Genomic DNA, 24,686 nt, shown 5'->3' with positions numbered 1-24,686 from the left:
AGGTTTTATTAATATAACACAAAATCAATGCCACAATCCAAGTCAAGCAAGCTCTTTAAATACCTTGGCTAGATTCGCTATAATATCAGAAGCAATAAATGATTCCATCGATTCTTCTGACTCAATACCAATATCAGCAGTTCGTCCGTGAATATAAACACCCATAAGAGCAGCTTCAATAGAGGTATATCCTTGAGCTAGCAAGGAGCAAATAATTCCTGTTAATACATCGCCGCTTCCCGCAGTTGCCAAGGCTGCATTACCACTGGAATTAAACCAGATCTTTCCTTGATAGGCAACAGCCGTGTAGGCTCCTTTTAAAACCACAACACATTTATACTTAACAGAAAATTTCTTGAGCATTTCAAGCTTGTGATAATCATCAGTCCATTTTCCTGCTAAACGTTCAAATTCTTTTGGGTGTGGCGTTAAAATCGTATTCTTTGGAATTAATTTCTTAAGGTCTTTGAATTCGGAGATAATATTTAAGCCATCCGCATCAATAACCATCGGAATTTTACAGTTTGAATAAAAATCCACAAATCCCTTTTTGGTCTTTAGATGGGTCCCTAATCCCGGGCCAATACCAATTGCACTGGGTTTGGTCTTGAAATTAAAGAATTGGACTATTTTTTCATCGTCTACTTCTACCATTACCTCTGGAACTGAAACCTGCATGGCCGTATAGCCGCATTTCGGGATATAAGATGACACCAAACCTGATCCAGATTTTATAGCAGCTCTTGAAGCCAGTATAACCGCGCCTATCTTACCAAAACTACCTCCAATAATCAAACTATGACCGTGGCTTCCTTTATGCGAAAACCTTTTTCTTTTCTTATAGATTCTCTTGATATCATTTGTTGTTATAAACTCATATTTAACATCAACCGTTTCTAGATAGGTCTTATCCAGCTCAATATCAAGAACTATCCATTCTGAAATAAAATTTTGATTCTCCGGAATTAACAATGCTAATTTAGGTACCTGAAAGGTTAAAACCTGATCAGCTTTTACGATCGCATCATTATCGATCATATGTTGATTTGCGAACAAACCTGAAGGTATGTCAATAGAAATAATTGTGGCTTTTGAAGCGTTAAGACACATAACCAATTGTCTTGTGAAACCATCAATAGCTCGTTTAAGTCCTATACCGAAAATAGCATCAACAACAATGTGCTTATTGCTAATCTTCGGAAAATCTCCTTCCGCATTAATCTCATAAACATCACTATTTAGCTTCTTTAGTCTTTCAAGGTTTATGCGAAAATCATCAGTTCTTTTATCACTAAAATTGACCAGGTAAGTTTTTACATCTAGGGCTTTTTCAGCTAACAGTCTGGCTATAACTAAACCATCTCCTCCATTATTACCCATCCCACAGAAAACATGAATTGGCCTCTTAGCATGTTGAAAAGCCTGATATATCCAATTAAAACAAGCTAGGCCTGCTTTTTCCATCAAATCTGTAGATGAAATTGACAAGTTTTTCATTGTGGCCTGATCGGCCTTATAAACCTGTTTTGCTGAGAGAATTTTCATAAGTCGCTATATACCAATAAAAGTACATAAAAATCAACAAGGCATGTGAAAAGTCACGACAAAAAAAGACCCTGGATATAAGCTACCCAGGGTCCTATTATATTTAAGCTAAAATTTCTTATGATTTATAGACGCCCATGTTGGCATATTTGTCCATACGTTGTTCGATGAGCTTTTCAGTAGATAAACCACTTAATTCTTTGTAGGCTTTTTTAATGGCCATTTCAACCGCCTTATACGTTTTTTCTCTATCGGTATGCGCTCCCCCCAAAGGTTCCTTGATGATTCCATCAATAAGTTTCTGACGACTCATATCTTTCGCTGTCAACTTAAGGGCTTCGGCTGCTTCTTCCTTGTATTCCCAGCTTCTCCAAAGAATAGAAGAACAGGATTCAGGAGATATTACTGTATACCAAGTATTTTCCAGCATCATGACCTTGTCACCAACGCCAATACCAATAGCGCCACCTGAGGCACCCTCACCTATTACAATAGAAATTATCTGTGTTTTCAGCCTGGTCATTTCTAAAATATTCCTTGCTATAGCCTCGCCTTGTCCTCTTTCTTCAGCTTCCAAACCTGGGTAAGCACCAGGAGTATCAATCAATGTAACAACTGGAATTCCGAATTTCTCAGCCATTTTCATTAGCCTTAAGGCTTTTCTATATCCTTCAGGGTTCGACATGCCAAAATTTCGGTACTGTCTCGTCTTGGTGTTATATCCTTTTTGCTGGCCAATAAACATATACGACTGATCGCCTATTTTACCTAATCCGCCCACCATAGCCTTATCATCTTTTACCGTACGGTCACCATGCAATTCCATAAAAGTTCCTTTGGTAAGGGCTTTAATAAAATCTAAGGTATACGGTCTAGACGGATGTCTAGACAACTGCACTCTTTGCCAGGCTGTTAAGTTCTTAAATATTTCTTTTCGAGTAACTTCTAATTTAGACTCAATTTGCTGACAAGTTTCAGTCACATCCACATCGCTTTCTTCTCCAATGAGCTTGCACTTATCCAACTGGTCTTCTAACTCTTTTATTGGTAATTCAAAATCCAGATATTCCATTTTCGTTGAGTTGATTTTTTATAATCTTTAAGGCTACAAATATATAAACTTTGAGCAACTATTATTCTTTAGTTCTCATTCTTCCTGTAAATTTCTGGCTTTTCAAAATTCCATTCAATAGAACACTACTAAATATAATAGCTGCACCAATATAAAATTGAATACTCATTTGTTCTTTTTCTTTAAAAATGATCAATGCCAAAATAATACCATAGACTGGCTCCAGGTTGTTTGTAAGTACTATAGTAAAAGGACTCATCCTTTTTAAAAGGTTGGTAGCCACTACAAATGGATAGGCAGTACAAATAACAGCCAGCACCAACAAATAGAACCAGTCCGATTGACTAAGTTGAAAATACGCTATGTTAAAATCTTTTTTGACAAGCAGGATTATAGTCAAAAAAACACCTGCAAAAAACAATTCATAAAAAGCAATTTTACTGCCGCTATAGCTTTTTATCAGTTTACTATTATAAACAGAAAATAATGCGACGAGAATTGCCGATACCAATGCAACTAGTATCCCAACTGTGTATAATTTTTCGCTATAAAAAATCACAACAAAACCGATCATAGTCAAAAATGCCAATAATAGCTCGTAGATCTCAATCCTTTTTTTCTCAAAGAGAGGTTTGATAATCACTACAAAAAATGCGCTGGATGACAGTGTTATTAAGGTTGTTGATACCGTGGATATTTTAATGGCATAGAAAAATGTAACCCAGTGCAGTGCTACCAAAACCCCTCCTATAAATAAATTCAGCATATCACTTCCATTTTCATTAAATGGAATTTTTCTGATTTTTAAAAAGAGAAATAACACCCCTGAGGCCAAAAGAACGCGAAACCAAACCAAGGGTATTGCATCAATTGAAATCAATGCGCCAAGAATGGCTGTAAATCCCCAAATAAAAACAATGAAATGAAGATGAAGCTGGTTTTTAAATTTATTTGTTGGCATTGACATAAAGATAAGCGGCTATAATTCCAAAAATAATATTTGGTATCCACACCATTAATAATGGAATAGATTCAGCCGTTGATCCCAAAACTTCAGAAACTTTCATAAAGAATACGTACAAAAACATCAAACTAATTCCAGCGGCAAGATTCACACCTATCCCTCCCCTTCTCTTTTTTGATGCTAGAGTCACAGCAATCAATGTTAAAACAAAAGAAGAAATTGGCAAACTCGTTCTTTTATAGATTTCGACCTTATAATTATTGAGATTCTCTACACCTCTGTTTTCAGATTTCTTAATGTGTTCACTTAGCTCCAAGGAAGGCATTTCTCGTGCCAAATAATCAACATATAAGAGGTCTTTGGGTTGAAAATTAAAAGTAGTATCCATAAAACTTCCTGAATCAAGGCTATCCTGATGTGATCCAATAAAACGCTTTCTATAGGTACTTAATCTGTAGGTACTATCATTTTCATTCCAACGTATGTTCTGGGAAATAATTTTATAAACCAATTTATTTCCATCAAAATGTTCGTATGAAAAATTATAGCCATTCTTAGATTTAAAATTGAAATACCCAAAGTAAACGTAATCATCTTCACTGAGTTGCAAACTCACTTTACTCACAGAGCTTTTTGTTTTTTTCTTATAAATAGATCTTAAATAGGTCTCTTCAAACTTCTCCAATGACTTATTGGAATTTGGAACCACAAAATGATTAGCATATAATGAGATGACAGTAATGATTGTCGCTCCGATTAAATAAGGTCTTAAAAAGCGGGTAAAAGAAATTCCCGAACTGTGAATGGCAATGATCTCAGAATTTCCAGATAATTTGGAAGTAAACATAATTACGGAGATAAAAAGCGCCAAAGGCATAAAAGTATTCCCGTAATTCACGATAAAATTAAGGTAATAATCATTGATAATCTCCTCTACTGTAAGATCCTCTGCTTTTAGAAATTTCCCCACTTTTTCAGATACATCAATTGCCATGGCAATTGGTATCAAAATTAGCAAGGTGAAAATAAAAGAAGTGAAATATTTCTTAAGTATGTACTTATCTAGAATTTTCAAATTCGAATCGTATTAATTAAATGGCTATCTCAGGAATTTTTACCTCCTATAGTCTTTTATCCATTTGAAGGACCATCATATGCTTCCATTCAGTAAAATCTCCTGCTAAGATATGCTTTCTGGCCTCACGAACCAACCATAGGTAAAATCCCAAATTATGAATAGAGGCTATTTGTCTCCCCAGATATTCATTGGCTGCAAACAAATGTCTAACATAGGCCTTGGAATACAAAGTGTCAACAGTCGTGATACCCATTTCATCTAATGGAGAAAAATCATCCTCCCATTTTTTATTTTTAATATTGATGGTTCCATGTGCCGTAAAAAGCATTCCATTTCTGGCGTTTCTTGTCGGCATGACACAATCAAACATGTCAATCCCCAGGGCAATGTTTTCTAGGATATTAATTGGCGTTCCAACACCCATCAAATACCTGGGCTTATCTTTCGGAAGAATGGCTGTAACAATTTCTGTCATTTCATACATTTCTTCAGCAGGTTCTCCAACTGATAAACCTCCAATAGCATTTCCTTCTGCATTTACTCCCGCAATATATTCTGCTGATTGTTTCCGAAGATCCTTATAGGTACTGCCTTGTACTATGGGGAAAAACGTTTGTTTAAAATCATACTTTTCAGGATGGTCTTTTAAATAAGTCAAACATCTCTCAAGCCATCTATGCGTCATGTGCATAGAGTTTCTCGCATAATTATATTCACATGGATAAGGCGTACATTCGTCAAACGCCATAAAAATATCAGCTCCGATTTTCCTTTGAATTTCCATAGAAAATTCCGGAGAAAAAAAATGAGAAGACCCATCTATGTGGGATTTAAACTTAACACCCTCTTCTTTGATTTTATTATTATCCGACAAAGAATAAACTTGATAACCTCCTGAATCAGTCAAAAGAGGTCTTTGCCAGTTCATAAATTTATGCAAACCACCTGCAGCTTCTAAAATATCTGTTTTGGGGCGCAGGTACAAATGATAGGTATTCCCTAGAATAATGTCGGCATTAATGTCATCTTCCAGTTCTTTCTGATGCACACCTTTAACTGAAGCGACTGTCCCAACCGGCATGAAAATAGGCGTCTCAATTTTACCATGGTCAGTAGTTATAGTTCCCGCTCTTGCAGAACTTTTCGTATCGCTATGTTTGATGTCAAACTTCATAAGGTGTGTTTTTCAAGAGCCTAATAAGCAAATTAAACGTTAAAACGAAAGTTCATCATATCTCCATCTTTAACGATGTATTCTTTTCCTTCAACCGACAATTTTCCAGCCTCCTTGACTTTTATCTCACTTCCAAAATGAACGAAATCGTCATATTTGATTACTTCCGCTCTAATAAATCCCTTTTCAAAATCAGTATGTATAACACCGGCTGCTTGTGGAGCTGAATCACCAATATGTATGGTCCAAGCCCTAACTTCTTTTTCACCAGCTGTAAAATACGTCTGTAGTTTTAATAATTTATAAGCCGATCTGATTAGTTTTGAAACCCCTGGCTCATCTAAGCCGAGATCTTCCAAAAACATTTGGCGCTCATCATAGGCTTCAAGTTCCATAATATCAGCTTCGGTGGCTACAGCTAATACCAAAACTTCTGCATTTTCATCTTTAACCGCTTCCATAACCCTATCTACATAAGCATTGCCGCTAACCGCAGCCGCTTCATCAACGTTGCAAACGTATAATACTGGCTTATCTGTTAGTAGTTGAAGCGGACTTATAAATTCTTCTCTTTCTTTTTCTGTAAATTCAATCGCTCTTACAGAAACGGCAGCTTCAAGGTTTTCAACCACCTTAGTTAAAATTGCCAACTCCTTTATCGCTGCTTTGTCGCCGGTTCTTGAAGCTTTCTTAGCCTTGTCTAATTTTTTCTCAACTGTTTCAAGATCCTTCAATTGCAACTCCATATCGATCGTTTCCTTATCTCGAACAGGATCTATATTTGCATCAACATGAATAATATTATCATTATCGAAACATCGTAAAACATGAATGATCGCATCTGTTTCTCTTATATTTGCCAAGAACTTATTTCCAAGCCCTTCACCCTTACTGGCACCTTTTACCAGACCTGCAATATCCACTATTTCAACAGTGGCGGGCATAACCCTTTCTGGGTTCACCAAACTTTCAAGCTTTTCAAGTCTTTCATCTGGCACATTCACAACACCTATATTAGGCTCAATGGTACAAAATGGAAAGTTCGCTGATTGTGCCTTGGCATTTGACAGACAATTAAATAAAGTCGATTTTCCTACATTAGGAAGTCCTACAATTCCTGCTTTCATTGTATAAATTTTTTGGATTGCAAATATAGGCGATTATTATTGTTTTTTTATCTTTAAGTGACTGATAAAATTCCTGCGAAACCATCCTGAATTTGTGCCATAAAAAAAGACTGTTATAAAAACAGTCTCTTTAATTTAAATCTATATATATTTTCTATAGGAGCATTCCTCCAGCTACGGTTTCATTGGTACCGGCATCTATCAGAATAAAACTTCCTGTTTTCCTATTTCTTGAATATTCATCCATCATAATTGGCGCAGTCGTACGAATCTTGACTTTACAAATATCATTCATATTGATCTCCTGATCATCTGTGATTCGACGAAGTGTGTTTACGTCTACCTTATATTCGATCTCATTGATCATCGCCATTGGTTCATTAGAAGTATGTTTCAGAATATACTTCGCCCTTGGTCTAGCCGAATTTTCATGGAACCAACAGATCATTGCAGAAAGTCGCTGATCTTTTACAGGTAAATTATTAGGTTTAACAATCATATCCCCTCTACTGAGGTCAATGTCATCTTCAAGGGTAATGGCAACACTCATCCCGTCAAAAGCCTCTTTAACTTCCTCTTCATAACGATTGATCGATTTGATTTTGGATTCAAATCCAGATGGTAACAATCTTACATCATCTCCAACCCTAAAAATACCTCCGGCAACTGATCCGGCATAACCTCTGTAATCATGGTGCTCATCATCCTGGGGTCTTAGAACAGTTTGTACCGGGAATCTTGCATCCACCATATTGTTATCACTGGCTATATGCAGTGTCTCAAGTGTATGCAATAATGGTGCATTTTGATACCAAGGCATTTTATCAGAACGATTCACCACATTATCTCCATTCAAAGCAGATAATGGAATATAACGCACATCCTTGATCATCATTTTTCCAGACATTTCTTCATATTGTTCCACAATGTCATCAAATACTTCTTCTTTATATTCAACAAGGTCCATTTTATTCACACAAACAATAATATGTGATATTTGAAGAAGAGATGCTATAAATGAATGTCTTTTAGTCTGCTCTATTACACCCTTTCTCGCATCAATAAGTACCAAAGCCACATTGGCTGTTGATGCTCCCGTAACCATATTTCTTGTATACTGAACATGGCCTGGTGTGTCAGCGATAATAAATTTACGCTTTGGTGTGGTAAAATAACGGTAGGCTACGTCAATCGTAATACCTTGCTCTCTCTCGTCTCTCAACCCATCCGTAAAAAGAGCTAAATCAACAGTTTTAAATCCTTTACGCTTACTTGTTTTTTCAACAGAAGCCATCTGATCCTCAAAAATAGATTTTGAATCATAAAGCAATCTTCCTATTAGCGTACTTTTTCCATCATCAACACTACCTGCTGTTGTAAATCTTAAAAGTTGGTTCTTATCAATACTCATAATACTTTTTCTTTTGCTTTATATTAAAAATAACCTTGTTTTTTTCTATCTTCCATCGACGATTCAGAACGTTTGTCATCTGTTCTGTTACCCCTTTCAGTTTCTCTCATTGCAGCAACTTCTTCAACAATCTTTTCCAAAGTATCCGCTTCACTTTCAATACCACCGGTAATGGTAATATCCCCAAGTGTTCTAAACCGTACTTTTTTAGTCTGAACTTCTTCGTCCTCCTGCATGATCAGATAGTCTGAAACAGGAATCCAACTGTCACTTCTCCAAACTACTTTACGATCATGGGCAAAATACAAGCTTGGAATAGCTATATTCTCTCTAGTAATATAATTCCAAACATCCATCTCAGTCCAATTACTGATAGGGAAAGCTCTAAAATGCTCACCTTGTCTCATTTTCCCATTAAATATATTCCAAAGTTCTGGTCTTTGATTTTTAGGCGTCCATTGACCAAAGTCATCCCTGTGAGAAAAGAACCTTTCTTTTGCTCTGGCTTTTTCTTCATCACGTCTTCCTCCTCCAATGGCACAGTCAACCTGATTGCTTTCAATGGCGTCGAGCAAAGTGGTAATTTGTAATTCATTTCTAGTTGCGTTCTTTCCTTGTTCTTCTACAACTCTGTTCGTATCAATCGCTTCTTGAACAGAACCAACCAATAATGTTGCGCCTAACTTGCTAATTAAGTCATCTCTAAACTGAATCGTTTCAGGGAAATTATGACCCGTATCAATATGCATTAATGGAAAAGGAACCTTTGCAGGATAAAATGCCTTTTTAGCCAAATGTGCCAATACGATCGAGTCCTTACCTCCTGAAAATAAGATCACAGGATTTTGGAATTGTGCATAGACCTCGCGCAATACAAATACAGCTTCGGCCTCTAATTCATCTAAATAATTTAAAAAATACTTTGTCATATTTTTAATTTTGGTTTTATCTTATCATATATTTTCAAAACACACTCTTCAATCGAAAGACCATCTGTGATGATTTCAACTTCAGGGTTCTCAGGTGCTTCATACGGAGCATTAACTCCTGTAAAATCTTTTATTTCTCCAGCTCTTGCTTTCTTATACAAACCTTTGACGTCTCTTTTTTCACATTCTTCTATAGACGTATTTACAAAAATTTCGACAAAGTTATCATTTCCCACAATACGGGCAATGTTTTCCCTATCTTTTTTGTAGGGTGATACAAAAGCAGCTAATACAACAACTCCAGCATCTACCATTAAATTAGCAATTTCAGCGATTCTTCGAATATTCTCCTTTCGATCTTCCGGGCTAAATGTCAGATCATTATTGATTCCCTTTCTTATATTATCACCGTCAAGGGCATAGGTTTTAATGCCTTCTACGTGTAATTTATGTTCTAAGGCATTTGCAATAGTCGATTTTCCAGATCCAGACAAACCAGTAAACCAAAGTAATAAAGAATTTTGACCTAATAATTCTTGCCGCTCTAATTTACTTACCTGATAATTATGTCTAATGATATTTTCCTTCATGCTTCTTTTACATTATTCGTTGTTAATCCATACCTGCTTTTATGCCAAATTCTTTCATGGATATAGTAAAAAATCATTTTAGTAAATAATTCCGCTACCCCTATTTTCATTCCGGTTAATGGGTTTCCTGAGATCCACCAGGCCAAAAGCATGGTGTCTATCGTACCCACTATTCTCCAGGTAATGGTCTTTCCAATATGACGTTTTCGACTCTCTAATAATTTACCATCCTTTGTCAAATTAATTTTAAACCAAGCACGTTCATGAAAATAGTATAAGACCATTTTAGTCAGTACCTCTGTAAAACCAATTTTTAATCCAGTAAGAGGATTACCAGAAATCAACCAGGACAGTAAAATGGTATCAATCGTCCCAACAACTCTCCAGGTCACCGCTTTTGCAAAATGTCTTTTACGTGACTGGTCTTTCATGCTATTTTACGATAAACCAAGGGTTCAATAAATTCTCTTTATTGTATAACAGTGGCTCATCTGTCTCCTTAGAAATAACCTGCAATCCAACAGCTTCGCAAATGGCTTGTCCTGCTGCAGTGTCCCACTCCATAGTAGGTGCAAACCGCGGATATACGTCAGCCTTTCCTTCAGCGACCAAGCAAAATTTTAAAGAACTTCCTTTAGACACGATATCTACCTTTTCATAAATTCCCTTAAGCGATTCAACAAAATTCTCTGTAGCCTCACTCATATGGGATCGACTCCCAACAACGCGCACTAATTCAGTATTCGCAGCTTTTGGTCCAATAAGATTTGCATCCATATCAAGATCTGCTACAATTACCTCATGCTGATCCAAAATAAATTTTCCTGCCTTTTTTTGAGTAACATCCGCCACATATAATTCCTTTGTATCAGGAACATAGATGACCCCTAACAAGGGTTTTCCATGTTTAACCAAAGCAATGTTTACAGTAAATTCACCATTGCGTTTTACAAATTCCTTAGTACCATCTAATGGATCAACGATCCAACAGGTGTCCCAGTCTTTTCTATCCTTAAATTCCAATTGCCTGTTCTCTTCACTAATAATAGGATGTGTTGTTCCTATTAAATATGAATTGATCACATCATTACATTTTTTATCTGCCAAAGTCAAAGGTGATTTATCATCCTTGTATTCAACACCTAAATCTTCTTGGGAATAGATGCCCATGATGGCAGCACCACCTTCTACAGCAGCTTTCACCGCAATCGCTAAATCTTTATTCATGATTTATTTAGTTCTAAATATCTTTTAACAAACGCTTGAATACCTTCTTCTATTGTTGTAGACGGTTTGAAATTTATATAATCATATAAACTTTGTACATCGGCATAAGTTGATGGAACATCTCCTGGTTGAATTTCTTTATATACTATTTTTCCTTTTTTCCCTAAAGCATCTTCTATGGCATGAACATAATCCATGAGTTCAACCGGGCTGTTATTACCAATATTAAAAATTTGATACGGAGCAGAGCTGATCGAAGGGTTTGGATGCTTCGGATCAAAGTCAGGATTATTAGCTTTTGGTGGAAGCGGGATCAATCGCTTTACGCTTTCTACTATATCAGCAACATAGGTAAAATCCCTACTCATCTTACCAAAATTAAACACCTCAAATTCTTTATCCTCTACAATTGCTTTGGTAAAAATATGCAAAGCCATGTCAGGTCTTCCCCATGGTCCGTAGACCGTGAAAAATCTTAGCCCCGTTGTAGGAATATCATAGAGTTGAGAATAAGAATGTGCCATCATCTCATTGGCCTTCTTACTTGCCGCATACATCGCCAGAGGATGATCTGTGTGATCACTGGTCTTAAAAGGTATGTTTTGATTTAAACCATAAACAGAACTTGAAGAAGCATAAACCAAATGCTTTACTGGAAAAGCCCTACAAGCTTCCAGAATATTCAAAAATCCAGTAATATTACTATCAACATAGGAGTGTGGATTAATCAGTGAGTAACGAACCCCAGCCTGAGCTGCTAAATTCACTACAAAATCAAATCCGAACTTTTCAAATAGATTCCGAATCTCATCTTTATCCGTAAGATCCAATTTAACAAAAGTGATATCACCATGCAAAGGAACGTTATATTCAATATGTTCCGTATTGATGTTCATGTCTTGTAACCTTGCTATCTTTAAGGCAGGGTCATAATAGTCATTGATATTATCAATTCCTACAACCTCATATCCTTCCTTTAATAACAACTTAGACAGATGATGTCCTATAAATCCGGCTGCACCGGTAACCAATACTTTCATATTATTTTATTTCAATTAATTTTATAATCTGCTATCTGCTACACCTTTTGCTAAAATCGATTTAACATCAAACAAAACATTATCCGAATTTACATATTTTTTCAAGTCGAAAGATAAAAACTCTTTATGAGAGACCGCTAATACAACTCCATCATACTTTTTATCAAACTCGCTTTCATTATTCATAAGGTCAATTCCATATTCATGATGAACTTCCTCCTTAGAAGCCCAAGGGTCAAAAACATCCACATTCACGGAATAGGACTTCAACTCTTCAATAATATCAATAGCTCGCGAATTTCTAATATCCGGGCAATCTTCTTTAAACGTAATTCCTAGTACCAAAATATTTGAATCAGAAATTTTAATCCCTTTTTTAATCATGAGCTTAATGGTCTCCTGAGCCACATAAGGCCCCATACTGTCATTTAGCCTTCTTCCTGACAAGATAATTTCTGGATTATAACCTAATTCCATTGCTTTATGGGCTAAATAATAAGGGTCTACTCCAATACAATGACCTCCCACTAGCCCTGGTCTAAAAGGAAGAAAATTCCATTTCGTACCTGCTGCCTCTAAAACGTCATTGGTGTCAATATCCATCAATCTGAAAATTTTCGACAATTCATTTACAAATGCGATATTCACATCACGTTGAGAATTTTCAATCACTTTTGCCGCTTCGGCTACCTTGATACAAGGTGCTAAATGCGTACCTGCAACAATTATCGTTTTATATAAATCGTCCACTATTTTAGCCACTTCTGGTGTTGAGCCCGAAGTCACCTTTAATATTTTCGTCACGGTATGTTCCTTGTCTCCCGGATTGATTCGTTCGGGAGAATAGCCTAAATAGAAATCCTTATTATAAGTTAAACCAGAACATTTTTCCAAAATTGGTCTACATTCATCTTCTGTAGCTCCTGGGAAAACAGTAGACTCATAGACTACAATATCCCCTTTGGTTAGCACCTTACCTACAGATTCACTGGCCTTATACAAAGGTGTTAGATCGGGTCTATTATTCTTATCAACTGGTGTTGGGACTGTTACTACATAAAAATTACATGACGCAATGTCCTCTAATTGATTCGAAATCCATAAACCCGTGCTTTGAGAATTCAAAACATCATTAGATGCTACATTGACCGATTCCAATTCTTTAGAAGTTGTCTCCAAAGTGACGTCTTCATTATTTCTAAGTTCTTTAATACGTTGCTCGTTGATATCAAATCCAACAACCTGAAATTTTTTGGCAAACTCAACCGCCAAAGGCAAGCCAACATAGCCTAAACCAATAATTGCAATTCTTTTATTCTCCATTTTCACTAATATTAAACTTTAAAAATTAACTAAAAATTGTCTTAAGAATATAGTTCACGTCTCCTCTTAACGACCATTTTTTAATGTAATGTTTATTTATTTCAATTTTGTCTTTCCAAATGATTTCGTCATTATAAATCAACGGATCAATCTCCTTTGATAATATCTTTTCCTCATTCCTATATTTCAAAGTAGCAGGGCCGGTAATTCCGGGCCTTACACTTAATACAATCCTATCCTTTCCAATCAATTTATCAGCATATCCTGGTACATCCGGCCTGGGTCCAACAAAACTCATATCCCCCATGAAAATATTCCATAATTGAGGTAACTCATCTAGGTTATTAGCCCTTATAAAGCTTCCAAAACGGGTAATCCTTGGATCATTGCTCAATGTTATATGGTTTAAAGACTCACCTGTTTTCATTGACCTGATTTTATACATGACAAAGACTAGTCCAGCTAATCCTACTCTATTTTGGCTATATAAACCAATTTTTCGAGTAGATATTGTGGACAAGATGATTAAAATAAATATTGGGACTAGAAAAATCAAAAGTCCTACAAAAGAAAAAAAGAGATCAAATAATCTCTTTAGTCTTTTTTGATGGTTGTTTAAGCCTTCAATCATGATATGCAACTTATGCTTTGCTAAACAATTTCTTCAGCCAGCTTTGTTTTTCAACTTCGTGGTACCCATTGCCATATTTACCATAGCCATAACCGTAGCCATAACCGTAGCCATATCCTCCACCATACTTGTTCTTTACCTCAAAATCATTTAACACATAAGAAATGTGTTTCACTTCACCCAGTTCATATTTACTGTCAATCATTTTTGGCATACCTCTTTGGGTATAGTCCTGACGTATCATATAGATTATGGCGTCAGCATAAGTAAATAATTCCAATGCGTCAGCCACCAACCCTACAGGTGGTGTATCGATAATGACATAGTCATATTTCTCTTTTAAAATTTCAAATAGCGTCTGTGTCTGATCACTAATCAATAATTCTGAAGGATTCGGCGGGACAGGCCCAGAAGTTATAATCTCAAGATTGGGTATCCCTGAATCCAAAGTAATTTCATCCAAAGTATTTTCTCCAATTAAATAGTTTACAATCCCTTTTGAATTGTCCGCATCAAAATCAGTATGCATCTTGGGCTTTCTAAGATCTAAGCCCACCAAGATAGTTTTTTTTCCAGATGAAGCAAAAACCGTCGCCATATTTTCAGCACATAGTGTTTTCCCTTCTCCACTCACAGAAGAAGTAATCACTATCGTCTTTGAAGCGCCTTTATTTTGAAACATGAACTGAATATTAGATCGTAAGGCTCTAAAAGATTCTGAAACCGTTGAATTTGGTTTTCTATGCACTACCAATCGGTCTTTATCATGCCTATTCCTCCCTATCACACCAAGTACAGGAATCTTATATGCCTTTTCAATTTCTTCTACCGTTTGAATCTTGTTATTCAATGTTTCTTTTGTTAGAACAAATAACATAGGCAACATAAAGCCTAACATTAAGGCAATTAAATAATTAAATGATTTTTTGGGTTTGACAGGTAGTTGACCAACGTCTTTAGCCTCGTCAAGAATTTTAATATCTGAAACATTTGCTGCAATCGCAGTTCCTGCTTCATAACTTTTTTGTTTTAAATAATTATAATTAGATTCCGTAATATTATATTTACGTTGAAAATTCAACAGTTGCTGTTCCTTTGGGTTCAGGCGACTTAACTTAGAATTCGTATTAGCCATTCTTCTATTCACACTAGAAAGATTATCTTTTGTGATCTGTTTTAAAGAGTTAATTTGTTCTAAAAGAATCTGACTTTCTAATTTAATTTGATCATTTACGCGGATCAAAGGAGGATAGGATGCTTTTACCTTTTTTTCCATTCCTTCTCTGGTTTTAACCAACATAATCAGGTTGTTAACACTAATCGCGATACCAGGGTCCTCCATTTCAACTAAAGCAGGAGCTGGTATATACTCACTATTGATAACATTATTATTGACCAAATAACTTTCTAAATTATTCAGGTAACTAATCCTTTTTGAAGTTTGCTGTGCTTCGTGATCAAGCAATGTCACCTCATTTAGCAATGTTTCCCCTTCGACGGAAAGGTTATAAATCCTATTCTTTTGTTTATAATCGCCAAGGTCTGTTTCAATATCCCTCAAACTGTTAGCTTCTACTTGAAATAAGGTGTCAATGTATCTTTGTGTACTTAAAGCATATTTGATCTTTTGGGCTCTTTGGTCTTTATCCAGTACCGCAACAGTCGTATTTAAAAAATCTTCAATCTTCTTTTTATTCTCTCCTTCAAAACTTAGTTCTATGATTGAAGTCCCTTTTTTCAAGGTAGCGACATCTACTTTTTGATATTTCTTTACAATCCCATCAAAATTATGAAACCTGATAAAATATTCCTTTCCAGTCAAATCAAAAGAAGGATCCTTCTTGCTAATTCGAAAACTAAACAAAGAAGTGTCCAACATTTCATTTAAAGGATAAACATTTGAAAACTCATCGTCCTCAGGAATATACTCTTTGGTTTTGTTGTTACTGTAATTGATTAATGTATTCTTTTCATCATCCATCTCAAAGGATATCAGAACCTCTTCATTACTTAAAAATTCCAATTTAAAATCCGTATTCTGCAACTGAAACTGCAAGGTGTCGATTTCAACCAGAAAAGGAGACCTCCCATAAACATCCACCTTTCTAAACGTGCCATCTTCAAAATAATCCAATGTAAAATTCAATTGTTCAACAACCTTTTCATTATGTGTTCGAGACTGTAATATTGTCATAATGGTTTCCACTTTGTCACTCGGGCCACCCCAATTAAAAGCTATATTGGTACTAGAAGAAAACAGAGGGTTTTGCTCATCGCTAACGGTAATTAAAGATTTTAGATTATATACCCTTTGAGAAGTCGCATTGATAATATTAGCCATGACCAAAGCAAACACGATCACCACGGCAAATAACTTCCAGTAACTTGCAATTTTATACAGGTATTCCTTAATATCAAAGGATTGTATTTCAAGATCGAATTTATTTACTTCTTTCATAAATTATTTTACAGCATTAACCAATAATATAGTAGTCGTTACAAGCGATAAAACTGCGATCAAAGAGGTAATAGTCTGCATACCTGATGTTCCCGTTCCCCATGACTTTTGCTTTAGCGGTTCTACATAGATGATATCATTGGGTTGTATATAGAAAGTGTCTGAGTCAAAAGTGTTGACATCCAACATATTAATCGTGTACATTTTCGTACCATCTATTCCTTTTCTATACACATGCACATTTTCTCTATTCCCAGTAATTTTTATATCTCCTGATGATGCGAGCGCTTGTATGAGGTTTAACTGATTTAGATAAACGACATTGACTCCTGTTTTGCCTACCTCACCAATAGTTGTAAACCTGATTCCAGCCAAACGAACTTCTACAAATACATCATCCGGGTTTTTAAAATAGGTTTCAAACTCTGTATTGATCTTTCCCTGTACTTCCTGAGTAGTATAACCCAGTACGTTAATATCTCCTAAATAAGGCAATCTAATATTTCCATGTTTATCCACGGAATAAGAGTTAAAATAAATACTTGCTTCATTGTTTCTTAGATTGTTTGTGTTTTCAGAAGTTGAAGGACTAAAAGTATTGGTTATATTCTCATCCGAAGATTTGATCTGAATATCCAAAAAATCATCCACCTGTAGCCTATAAGGCTGGTCTTGAATTCTGGCAAGGGAATCATTTTGATCCAAATCCCCTTGGAAGTAAACTTGCTTCTTCAATGGGATACAAGATGTGAATGCGGCAAATAGCAATAAAACAGCTATAATCTTCCTCATATTTTCAATTTTGAGTCAATGGCAAATATAATTTTAAAATTATTATTACAATAATTTTTCTTTCTAATTTAGCAAATAAATAAAGAGGCTTTGCTGCATGCCATTTACTCATACTACAAATACCTAATCACTTCAAAAAATCAATTTGGAGTGCATTCACCATTCCTTTTCGCTTATATCACAAAAGGCCTGAGAAACAGCACACATATTGATTTAAAAAAGGTGACATTATTAAGAAAGGAATTATCGAGGAATCACAGCAAAATCCAGGTCACGGATTTTGGAGCTGGCTCAAGAATTTTCAACAGTAATAAAAGAGTTGTTTCAAAAATTGCTACCACTGCCGGTATTTCAAAAAAAAGAGGGGGATTACTCGCAAGGACCACTAAGTATTTTAATCCTACACACATTCTTGAAATTGGAACTTCTTTAGGGATTGCAACTTCTTATATGGCTCTGGGTGCACCCAAGGCGAATATCACAACCCTGGAAGGATGTCCTGCTACGGCTCAAATTGCAAAAGAGAATTTCGAAAAGTTGAATTTAAAAAACATTGAGGTCAAAATCGGAGAATTTGACCAGTCCCTTGATCAATTGCATCATAACCATGCATACGACTTGATTTTTTTTGACGGAAACCATCAAAAAGAGGCAACGATTCGTTATTTCAAAAAATGCCTGGAGCTAGCACATGAAAAAAGCGTTTTTATCTTTGATGACATCCATTGGTCAAAAGGTATGGAAGCAGCCTGGGAGAAAATCAAAAATCATGAAAAAGTGAGCATGAGCGTAGATACTTATAAATGGGGACTCGTTTTCTTTTCAAAAGGAAGAGAAAAACAACATTTTACCATCAGAATTTAATACGAAAGAATCGTACAAGCGAATGAACTAATATGTTTATTTTTGAATAAAAATGCGAATTACATGAAAATATATACCAAAACAGGTGACCAGGGCAAAACCTCGCTTTATGGAGGAACAAGGGTTAAGAAGAGTAATTTACGTATAGATGCTTATGGTACTGTGGATGAACTCAATTCATATATTGGTCTTGTAAAAGACCAACTCGAAGATAAAATTGTCATTGAAGATTTATTGAGAATACAGAATAAATTATTTGCTTTAGGTGCGATGCTTGCCACGCCTTTAGACAAGGAAAAGCTCAAAGATGGCTCTGATCGACTTAAAATCGAAAAAATTGAAGAGACTGAAATCCAGTTTCTTGAAAGCAGAATGGATACTATGAATGAGCGCCTGGCGCCCATGACTCACTTTATATTGCCAGGAGGACACACCGTTGTGTCATTCTGTCATATTGCTCGTTGTGTTTGCAGAAGAGCGGAAAGAATTACTGTAGAATTAGCTGACACAGAAGAGATTAACGCCTATGTTTTAATCTATCTCAATCGTTTATCAGATTATTTATTTGTATTGGCACGGAAATTGACTAAGGATTATAAGGTTACAGAAATCCCTTGGAAAGGCTAAAAACACAGCGTATTTAAAGGTTTTTAGATAACTAAAAAACACGTTCTTTTGACAGCTGAAAAATAGTAATTAAAAAGCTTGCTTTTTTCAGTAAAAAAATTACTTTTGCAATTCAAATTAAATAATTTTCAATTATGTATTGGACATTAGAATTAGCATCCTATTTAAGTGATGCACCTTGGCCGGCAACAAAAGACGAGCTGATTGATTATGCAATAAGAACCGGAGCTCCTTTGGAAGTTGTAGAAAACTTACAGGCGCTCGAAGATGAGGGTGAGAGTTACGAGATCATCCAAGAAATTTGGCCGGACTATCCAACGGATGAAGATTTCCTTTGGAATGAAGATGAATACTAAAAAACAAAGGTCTCTTACGAGGCTTTTTTTTTTACATCAAACTAGTGAGAAAATTAATTTTTCTATGCTAATGGCTGTCAAAAAATAAACACTGATTCTGAATCAGTTATAATAACATATACAATTATGAGTTTTTTAAATTCAGTGCTTAAGGCTTTTGTTGGAGACAAGAAAAAGAAAGACCTTAAGCTATTACAACCCCTAGTAGGGAAAGTTCGCTCCTTTGATCAGGAAATGGAAAATCTTTCAATTGATGACCTAAGAGGCAAAACCCAAACTTTCAAAAAAATTATCGCTGATGCCATTCAAACTTTTGAGGATCAGATAGCTGAGCTGAATAAAGAAATTGAAACAGCTACAATAGACAGAAAAGAAGCGATTTATAAGGAGATCGATCAAATAAAGGACGAGGCATATGAAGCTTCCGAAAATGTATTGAATGATATCCAGCCGGAAGCTTTTGCTGTAATGCGTGAAACTGCTAAAAGATTTACTAATAACGAAACCCTTAAGGTTAAAGCGACTGCTTTTGACAGAGAATTATCAGCCCATGACTATGTAAACCTTGATGGTGACTATGCCTTATGGTCAAATACATGGAATGCTGCCGGGAAACCAATTACCTGGGACATGATTCATTATGATGTCCAATTAATTGGAGGTGCTGTGTTGCATCAAGGTAATATTGCTGAAATGATGACTGGGGAAGGTAAAACACTTGTAGCCACCTTACCTATCTATTTAAATGCACTAACCGGCAACGGGGTACATGTAGTAACGGTTAATGATTATTTGGCCAGACGTGATGCCGCCTGGATGGGTCCAATTTTTGAATTTCATGGTTTGAGTATTGACTGTATTGATAACCACAAGCCGAATTCTGACGAAAGAAGAAAAGCCTACCTCTCTGATATTACTTACGGAACCAATAATGAATTTGGTTTTGACTACTTAAGAGATAATATGGCGCATTCGCCTAAAGATCTTGTACAGAGACCGCATAACTTTACAATTGTTGATGAAGTAGATTCAGTATTGGTAGATGATGCCAGAACGCCATTAATTATATCCGGAGCAATCCCTCAAGGTGATCGCCATGAGTTCAATGAATTAAAACCCAAGGTTGATGAACTTGTAAGAATTCAAAATAAATACCTGATTGGTGCTTTGGCTGAAGCTAAAAAACTAATCAGCGAAGGAGACACCAAAGAAGGTGGTTTCCTATTATACAGGGTATTTAGAGGATTACCAAAAAACAAGGCGCTGATCAAATTCCTAAGTCAGGAAGGTATTAGACAATTACTGCAGAAGACTGAGAATTTCTATATGCAGGATAATAACAGGGAAATGCCTAGAGTCGATGAGGAGCTTCTTTTTGTAATTGAGGAAAAAAATAATTCCATCGATCTGACTGACAAAGGTATTGCCCATCTTTCTGGAGACAATGAAGACCATTTCTTTGTTTTACCTGATATGGGTATTGAAGTGGGAAAAATTGATGCCCAAGAGATTTCTCCTGAAGAAAAGACCAAGGAGAAAGAAGAATTATACAGAGACTTCAGTATTAAAAGTGAGCGAATTCACACATTAAATCAGCTACTTAAGGCATATACTTTATTTGAAAAAGATGTTGAATATGTGATCATTGAAGACCAGATCAAAATCGTGGATGAACAAACTGGTCGTGTGATGGACGGAAGAAGGTATTCAGACGGTTTGCACCAGGCTTTGGAAGCGAAAGAAAATGTTAAGATCGAAGCCGCTACCCAAACATTTGCTACGATCACCTTGCAGAATTATTTTAGAATGTACCGCAAGCTTTCAGGTATGACCGGTACAGCGATCACAGAAGCAGGTGAATTTTGGGAAATCTACAAATTAGATGTTGTTGAGATTCCAACCAACATGCCATTGATCAGAGATGACCGAGAAGATCTTATCTACAAGACCAAAAGAGAAAAATACAATGCCGTTATTGATGAAATCAATACTCTGGTAGACCAAAAAAGACCCGTACTAGTGGGTACAACATCCGTTGAAATTTCGGAATTGTTATCTAAAATGTTGTCAATACGTAAGATTCCTCATAATGTACTAAACGCAAAATTGCACAAGAAAGAAGCTGACATTGTTGAGTCTGCTGGTAATCCGGGTGTGGTTACCATTGCAACGAATATGGCTGGTCGGGGTACTGATATCAAGCTATCTGATGAAGTTAAAAAGAATGGCGGTTTAGCCATTGTTGGTACTGAAAGACATGATTCAAGAAGGGTTGACAGACAGTTGCGCGGACGTGCTGGTCGTCAGGGAGATCCTGGATCAACACAATTCTATGTATCGTTAGAGGATAACCTCATGCGCCTTTTTGGATCAGAAAGAATTGCTAAAATGATGGATAAAATGGGCCTTAAAGAAGGTGAAGTAATTCAACATTCTATGATTTCCAAATCTATCGAAAGAGCACAGAAAAAAGTTGAAGAAAATAACTTTGGTATTCGTAAGCGTTTGCTGGAGTATGATGATATCATGAATGCCCAAAGAGAAGTGATCTACAAAAGAAGAAAGCACGCTTTATACGGCGAGAGGCTTCAGGTGGATATCGTGAATATGATCTATGATACCTGTGATTCTATTGTTTTAAACAATAAGATGACCAATGATTATTCAAATTTCGAATTTGAATTGATTCGTTTTTCTTCTTCTACTTCTCCGTTTAGTAAAGAAGATTTTGAAACCAAAGATGAAAGAGTTTTGGTGGATGAGTTATTCGAGGTTGTTTATAAGCATTATCAGGCTAAGATTGAGAGAAGTGCTGTTGCAGCCTTCCCTGTGATCAAGGATGTCTATGAAAAACAAGGCGATCGTTATGAACGAATTGTTGTTCCTTTTACTGACGGGATTAAAACCCTTCAGGTTGTTACCAATCTAAAGGAAGCATATGAGAGTAAGGGTCAGCAATTGGTAGAGGATTTCGAAAAGAATATTGCCCTTGCCATCATTGATGATACCTGGAAAGACCATTTAAGAAAAATGGATGACTTAAAACAATCTGTTCAGAATGCCACTTATGAGCAAAAGGACCCTCTATTGATCTATAAATTTGAGGCTTTTGAGTTGTTTAAAATCATGTTAGACAAAGTAAATAAGGAAGTATTGTCATTCTTATTTAAAGGAGAGTTACCTAGTCAAAGTGCTCAGGAAGTTTCTCAGGCTCGTGAACAAAAGCAAGAGAAAGTTCAGTTAAGCAAGGCTGAGTTCAATAGTCCAACACAAGATACACAAACCAATCAAACCCAAGCGCAACAGGTTACAGAAACAATTGTCAGGACTGAACGCAAAATTGGACGAAATGAAAAGGTTTCAATTAAAAATATTGCAACTGGTGAAGCTAAAACAGTAAAATATAAGCAAGCCATTCCATTGATTGAAAAAGGGCAATGGGTCTTGACATCTGACGATTAATTTGCGCCTAAATACAACTTAACTGTTGTACTGCGATCAATCTTATCAGTCTCAGTTCTCTGAAAACTTTTTAGAAAATATATATCCCGAGGAATTTCTTTTTTAGACAATTTTTCGGGATATTTTTTTTGATGCCTTTTAATCCTGTCAATTAGCGCATCATTTTTTTGACCCTCAACGAACATGACGATTCTTTCTCCCAACACTTCATCACTTAAGCCTGATATGAAAAATGATTCTTTTAGTAAGGTATCTAATTTTTTCTCGATCAGCTCCGGAAAAAACTTTAACCCACCTGAATTGATCACGTGGTCATATCTTGCTAGCCATGTAAAAGAAGTTTCTGAATGCAATGCTACCACATCATTAGTAATAATAACCTCGTCACTCACATGATCTGCATCAATCACTAGGCAAGATCTGTCATCAACGGAAAAAGAAACATTCGGGAGAGCTTGATACACAAGTTCAGACTCCTTAGCTCCAGCTGCCAAATTCAAAGGGCTAACAGCTATATGTGTTATGGTTTCTGTCATTCCGTAGGTTGCAAAAATTCTGGATGGGAGTTTTTTTATTTTTTCTAATAGTGAATTAGGCACAAGTCCTCCTCCAACGATCAGGGTCTTAATATGCTCAATTGAGTCTAGGCTGTTATGCAGTTGTAATGGAACCATCGCAGCAAAATCATACTGAACCTGATTTGAAAATTCAGGTTTAGAACCAGGTGTGACCACATCCAATTGCCATCCCAGAACCATAGCCCTAACCAACATCATTCTCCCGGCTATATAACCCAATGGCAAACAAAGTAAGACTCTTGAGCCACTTGATAAATTAAAAAAAGATGCTGTTGTCTGAGCTGAATTGATCATATGTGCTCTTTTAAGACCAATCAGCTTCGGCTTTCCAGTAGAACCTGATGTTTTCATATGGATAATTCCCATCTCCCCGAACCACTCTTCAATGAATTCAGACAACTCCGGATAGTTTAAGTCTATAAAACCTTTGAAGCCTTCATAAGACGCAAAAGAACTTCCATTCCAGGTAAAATCAATATGTAGTCGTTTCGCTTTCATTCACAATTTCGGGTTGACTTATCCTGCCAAATAGTTTATGTTTCCAGTCAGACCATCCATATTTTCTAGAAAGGTAAATAATTACTACTGGATAAATAATAAATACTGGAACAAACATATAAACACTCAATGAGGGTTCTGATATATCTACAAATAGGGCATCCGTCTGAAACGCAGACCAATTAACAGTGACAAATATGGAAGCAACAATATTATTGGCCGCATGCATGCCCAGCGCTAATTCGGATCCATCATCCATTAAGGTGACGATGCCAAATAAAAAGCCAGTGGCTATATAATAGACCAAGATAATATACCCCAATTTTTCAACCTCCGGATTAAACCCATGCATTAGGCCAAATACAATCGAAGTGAAAAGAAAAGGAACAGCCGCATTTTTAAACCACACTCCTATGCCTTGCATTAGATAACCTCTGAATAGCAACTCTTCGAAACTAGTCTGAAGCGGCATTAAAACAAAGGCAATCACTACAAGAATAAGAAAAGGTTCTGGTTTAAAATTATACACATAATGTTCAGGTGAAACGGCGTAATCCACAATCAAAGAAAACAGAGAGAGTAAAAACCACATGCCAAAACCAAAAACAACCCTTTTCCAGTCTACTTTATCACGAGAGGTTATCAGACTCCTAATACTTCGCAGATGTATCTTCTTCACAGAAAATAAGAGGAATATCAATCCGAAGACAAAGGTCAACAACATCACAAATAAATATACATTTGAATTGATACCAAGGTCTCCAAAAGCGTTCTCTGAACTCCTTATGAGTTCACTTAAATCATCAGATTCATTATAGGCAGCCATAAAAAGAGGGATCACTCCTAAAAATTGCCAACCTAAAAAAATGGTTATTATAGACAGCAGGTACCTCCACCATTCATTCTTTCCTTTATATGCTTGTTCTATATAATTCATGCG

22 protein-coding genes are annotated in these 24,686 nt (G+C 36.1%); 4 read left to right on the top strand and 18 right to left on the bottom strand.

The features are described from left to right. Positions 1 to 42: 42 nt before the first annotated feature. From QWY87_RS13090 to QWY87_RS13015, 16 genes are all read right to left on the bottom strand, one after another. Positions 43 to 1,545, bottom strand: coding sequence for an NAD(P)H-hydrate dehydratase (locus QWY87_RS13090; RefSeq protein WP_290291930.1), 1,503 nt, complete (start codon positions 1,543 to 1,545; stop codon positions 43 to 45). A 118-nt stretch (positions 1,546 to 1,663) separates the two neighbouring features. Next, the gene (locus QWY87_RS13085; protein WP_290291928.1) at positions 1,664 to 2,617 is read right to left on the bottom strand and encodes an acetyl-CoA carboxylase carboxyltransferase subunit alpha; all 954 of its coding nucleotides are present in this window, start codon (positions 2,615 to 2,617) and stop codon (positions 1,664 to 1,666) included. A gap of 61 nt (positions 2,618 to 2,678) precedes the next feature. Then, positions 2,679 to 3,578: a DMT family transporter gene (locus tag QWY87_RS13080; RefSeq protein WP_290291926.1), complete on the bottom strand. Its 900-nt coding sequence runs from the start codon at positions 3,576 to 3,578 to the stop codon at positions 2,679 to 2,681. Then, a complete protein-coding gene (locus QWY87_RS13075; protein ID WP_290291923.1) occupies positions 3,565 to 4,656 on the bottom strand; it encodes an LptF/LptG family permease in 1,092 nt (363 codons plus the stop codon). Before QWY87_RS13075 ends, QWY87_RS13080 begins: the two co-directional genes overlap by 14 nt. A gap of 46 nt (positions 4,657 to 4,702) precedes the next feature. Further along, positions 4,703 to 5,833, bottom strand: coding sequence for a tRNA guanosine(34) transglycosylase Tgt (gene tgt, locus QWY87_RS13070; protein WP_290291921.1), 1,131 nt, complete (start codon positions 5,831 to 5,833; stop codon positions 4,703 to 4,705). Between the two features lie 32 nt (positions 5,834 to 5,865). Further along, complete coding sequence (ychF, locus tag QWY87_RS13065) at positions 5,866 to 6,960, bottom strand: redox-regulated ATPase YchF (protein ID WP_290291920.1); 1,095 nt, start codon at positions 6,958 to 6,960, stop codon at positions 5,866 to 5,868. Between the two features lie 154 nt (positions 6,961 to 7,114). Next, positions 7,115 to 8,371, bottom strand: a complete 1,257-nt coding sequence (locus tag QWY87_RS13060) for a sulfate adenylyltransferase subunit 1 (RefSeq protein ID WP_290291917.1) — start codon at positions 8,369 to 8,371, stop codon at positions 7,115 to 7,117. Between the two features lie 23 nt (positions 8,372 to 8,394). Then, the gene (cysD, locus tag QWY87_RS13055) at positions 8,395 to 9,300 is read right to left on the bottom strand and encodes a sulfate adenylyltransferase subunit CysD (protein ID WP_290291914.1); all 906 of its coding nucleotides are present in this window, start codon (positions 9,298 to 9,300) and stop codon (positions 8,395 to 8,397) included. Continuing rightward, entirely contained in the window at positions 9,297 to 9,890 is a 594-nt protein-coding gene (gene cysC, locus QWY87_RS13050; protein ID WP_290291911.1) for an adenylyl-sulfate kinase, read from the bottom strand. Before cysC ends, cysD begins: the two co-directional genes overlap by 4 nt. Beyond that, positions 9,887 to 10,321 (bottom strand): DUF2061 domain-containing protein, encoded by a 435-nt coding sequence (locus QWY87_RS13045; protein ID WP_290291908.1) that lies wholly within the window; start codon positions 10,319 to 10,321, stop codon positions 9,887 to 9,889. The genes cysC and QWY87_RS13045 overlap by 4 nt, the downstream gene beginning before the upstream one ends. 1 nt (position 10,322) lies before the next feature. Further along, a complete protein-coding gene (gene cysQ, locus QWY87_RS13040; protein WP_290291905.1) occupies positions 10,323 to 11,117 on the bottom strand; it encodes a 3'(2'),5'-bisphosphate nucleotidase CysQ in 795 nt (264 codons plus the stop codon). After that, positions 11,114 to 12,157, bottom strand: coding sequence for an NAD-dependent epimerase (locus QWY87_RS13035; protein WP_290291904.1), 1,044 nt, complete (start codon positions 12,155 to 12,157; stop codon positions 11,114 to 11,116). Before QWY87_RS13035 ends, cysQ begins: the two co-directional genes overlap by 4 nt. A 21-nt stretch (positions 12,158 to 12,178) precedes the next feature. Further along, the gene (locus QWY87_RS13030) at positions 12,179 to 13,480 is read right to left on the bottom strand and encodes a nucleotide sugar dehydrogenase (RefSeq protein ID WP_290291903.1); all 1,302 of its coding nucleotides are present in this window, start codon (positions 13,478 to 13,480) and stop codon (positions 12,179 to 12,181) included. A gap of 25 nt (positions 13,481 to 13,505) precedes the next feature. Further along, complete coding sequence (locus tag QWY87_RS13025; protein WP_290291902.1) at positions 13,506 to 14,111, bottom strand: sugar transferase; 606 nt, start codon at positions 14,109 to 14,111, stop codon at positions 13,506 to 13,508. A gap of 10 nt (positions 14,112 to 14,121) precedes the next feature. After that, entirely contained in the window at positions 14,122 to 16,569 is a 2,448-nt protein-coding gene (locus QWY87_RS13020; RefSeq protein WP_290291900.1) for a GumC family protein, read from the bottom strand. A gap of 3 nt (positions 16,570 to 16,572) precedes the next feature. Beyond that, positions 16,573 to 17,361 (bottom strand): polysaccharide biosynthesis/export family protein, encoded by a 789-nt coding sequence (locus tag QWY87_RS13015; protein WP_290291898.1) that lies wholly within the window; start codon positions 17,359 to 17,361, stop codon positions 16,573 to 16,575. Positions 17,362 to 17,511: 150 nt separating this feature from the next. On the opposite strand from QWY87_RS13015, the gene QWY87_RS13010 reads away from it, so the two are divergent. From QWY87_RS13010 to secA, 4 genes are all read left to right on the top strand, one after another. Further along, positions 17,512 to 18,225, top strand: coding sequence for an O-methyltransferase (locus QWY87_RS13010; protein WP_290291897.1), 714 nt, complete (start codon positions 17,512 to 17,514; stop codon positions 18,223 to 18,225). A 63-nt stretch (positions 18,226 to 18,288) separates the two neighbouring features. Then, positions 18,289 to 18,852 (top strand): cob(I)yrinic acid a,c-diamide adenosyltransferase, encoded by a 564-nt coding sequence (locus QWY87_RS13005; protein ID WP_290291896.1) that lies wholly within the window; start codon positions 18,289 to 18,291, stop codon positions 18,850 to 18,852. Between the two features lie 134 nt (positions 18,853 to 18,986). After that, positions 18,987 to 19,208 (top strand): DUF2795 domain-containing protein, encoded by a 222-nt coding sequence (locus QWY87_RS13000; RefSeq protein ID WP_290291894.1) that lies wholly within the window; start codon positions 18,987 to 18,989, stop codon positions 19,206 to 19,208. A gap of 126 nt (positions 19,209 to 19,334) precedes the next feature. After that, complete coding sequence (gene secA / locus QWY87_RS12995) at positions 19,335 to 22,670, top strand: preprotein translocase subunit SecA (RefSeq protein ID WP_290291892.1); 3,336 nt, start codon at positions 19,335 to 19,337, stop codon at positions 22,668 to 22,670. On the opposite strand, the gene QWY87_RS12990 is transcribed toward secA, so the two are convergent. Both QWY87_RS12990 and QWY87_RS12985 read right to left on the bottom strand, forming a co-directional pair. Next, complete coding sequence (locus QWY87_RS12990; protein ID WP_290291890.1) at positions 22,667 to 23,746, bottom strand: AMP-binding protein; 1,080 nt, start codon at positions 23,744 to 23,746, stop codon at positions 22,667 to 22,669. The genes secA and QWY87_RS12990 overlap by 4 nt on opposite strands. Further along, positions 23,721 to 24,683 carry a CPBP family intramembrane glutamic endopeptidase gene (locus QWY87_RS12985; protein ID WP_290291888.1) on the bottom strand — a complete coding sequence of 321 codons (963 nt, stop codon included), beginning with the start codon at positions 24,681 to 24,683 and terminating at the stop codon, positions 23,721 to 23,723. The genes QWY87_RS12990 and QWY87_RS12985 overlap by 26 nt, the downstream gene beginning before the upstream one ends. Between the last annotated feature and the right edge of the window lie 3 nt (positions 24,684 to 24,686).

Source organism: Lutimonas halocynthiae, from assembly GCF_030409835.1.
Classification (GTDB): domain Bacteria; phylum Bacteroidota; class Bacteroidia; order Flavobacteriales; family Flavobacteriaceae; genus Lutimonas; species Lutimonas halocynthiae.
The sequence above is the reverse complement of the archived record's forward strand: the minus strand, read 5'-3'. Positions and strand labels throughout refer to the sequence as shown.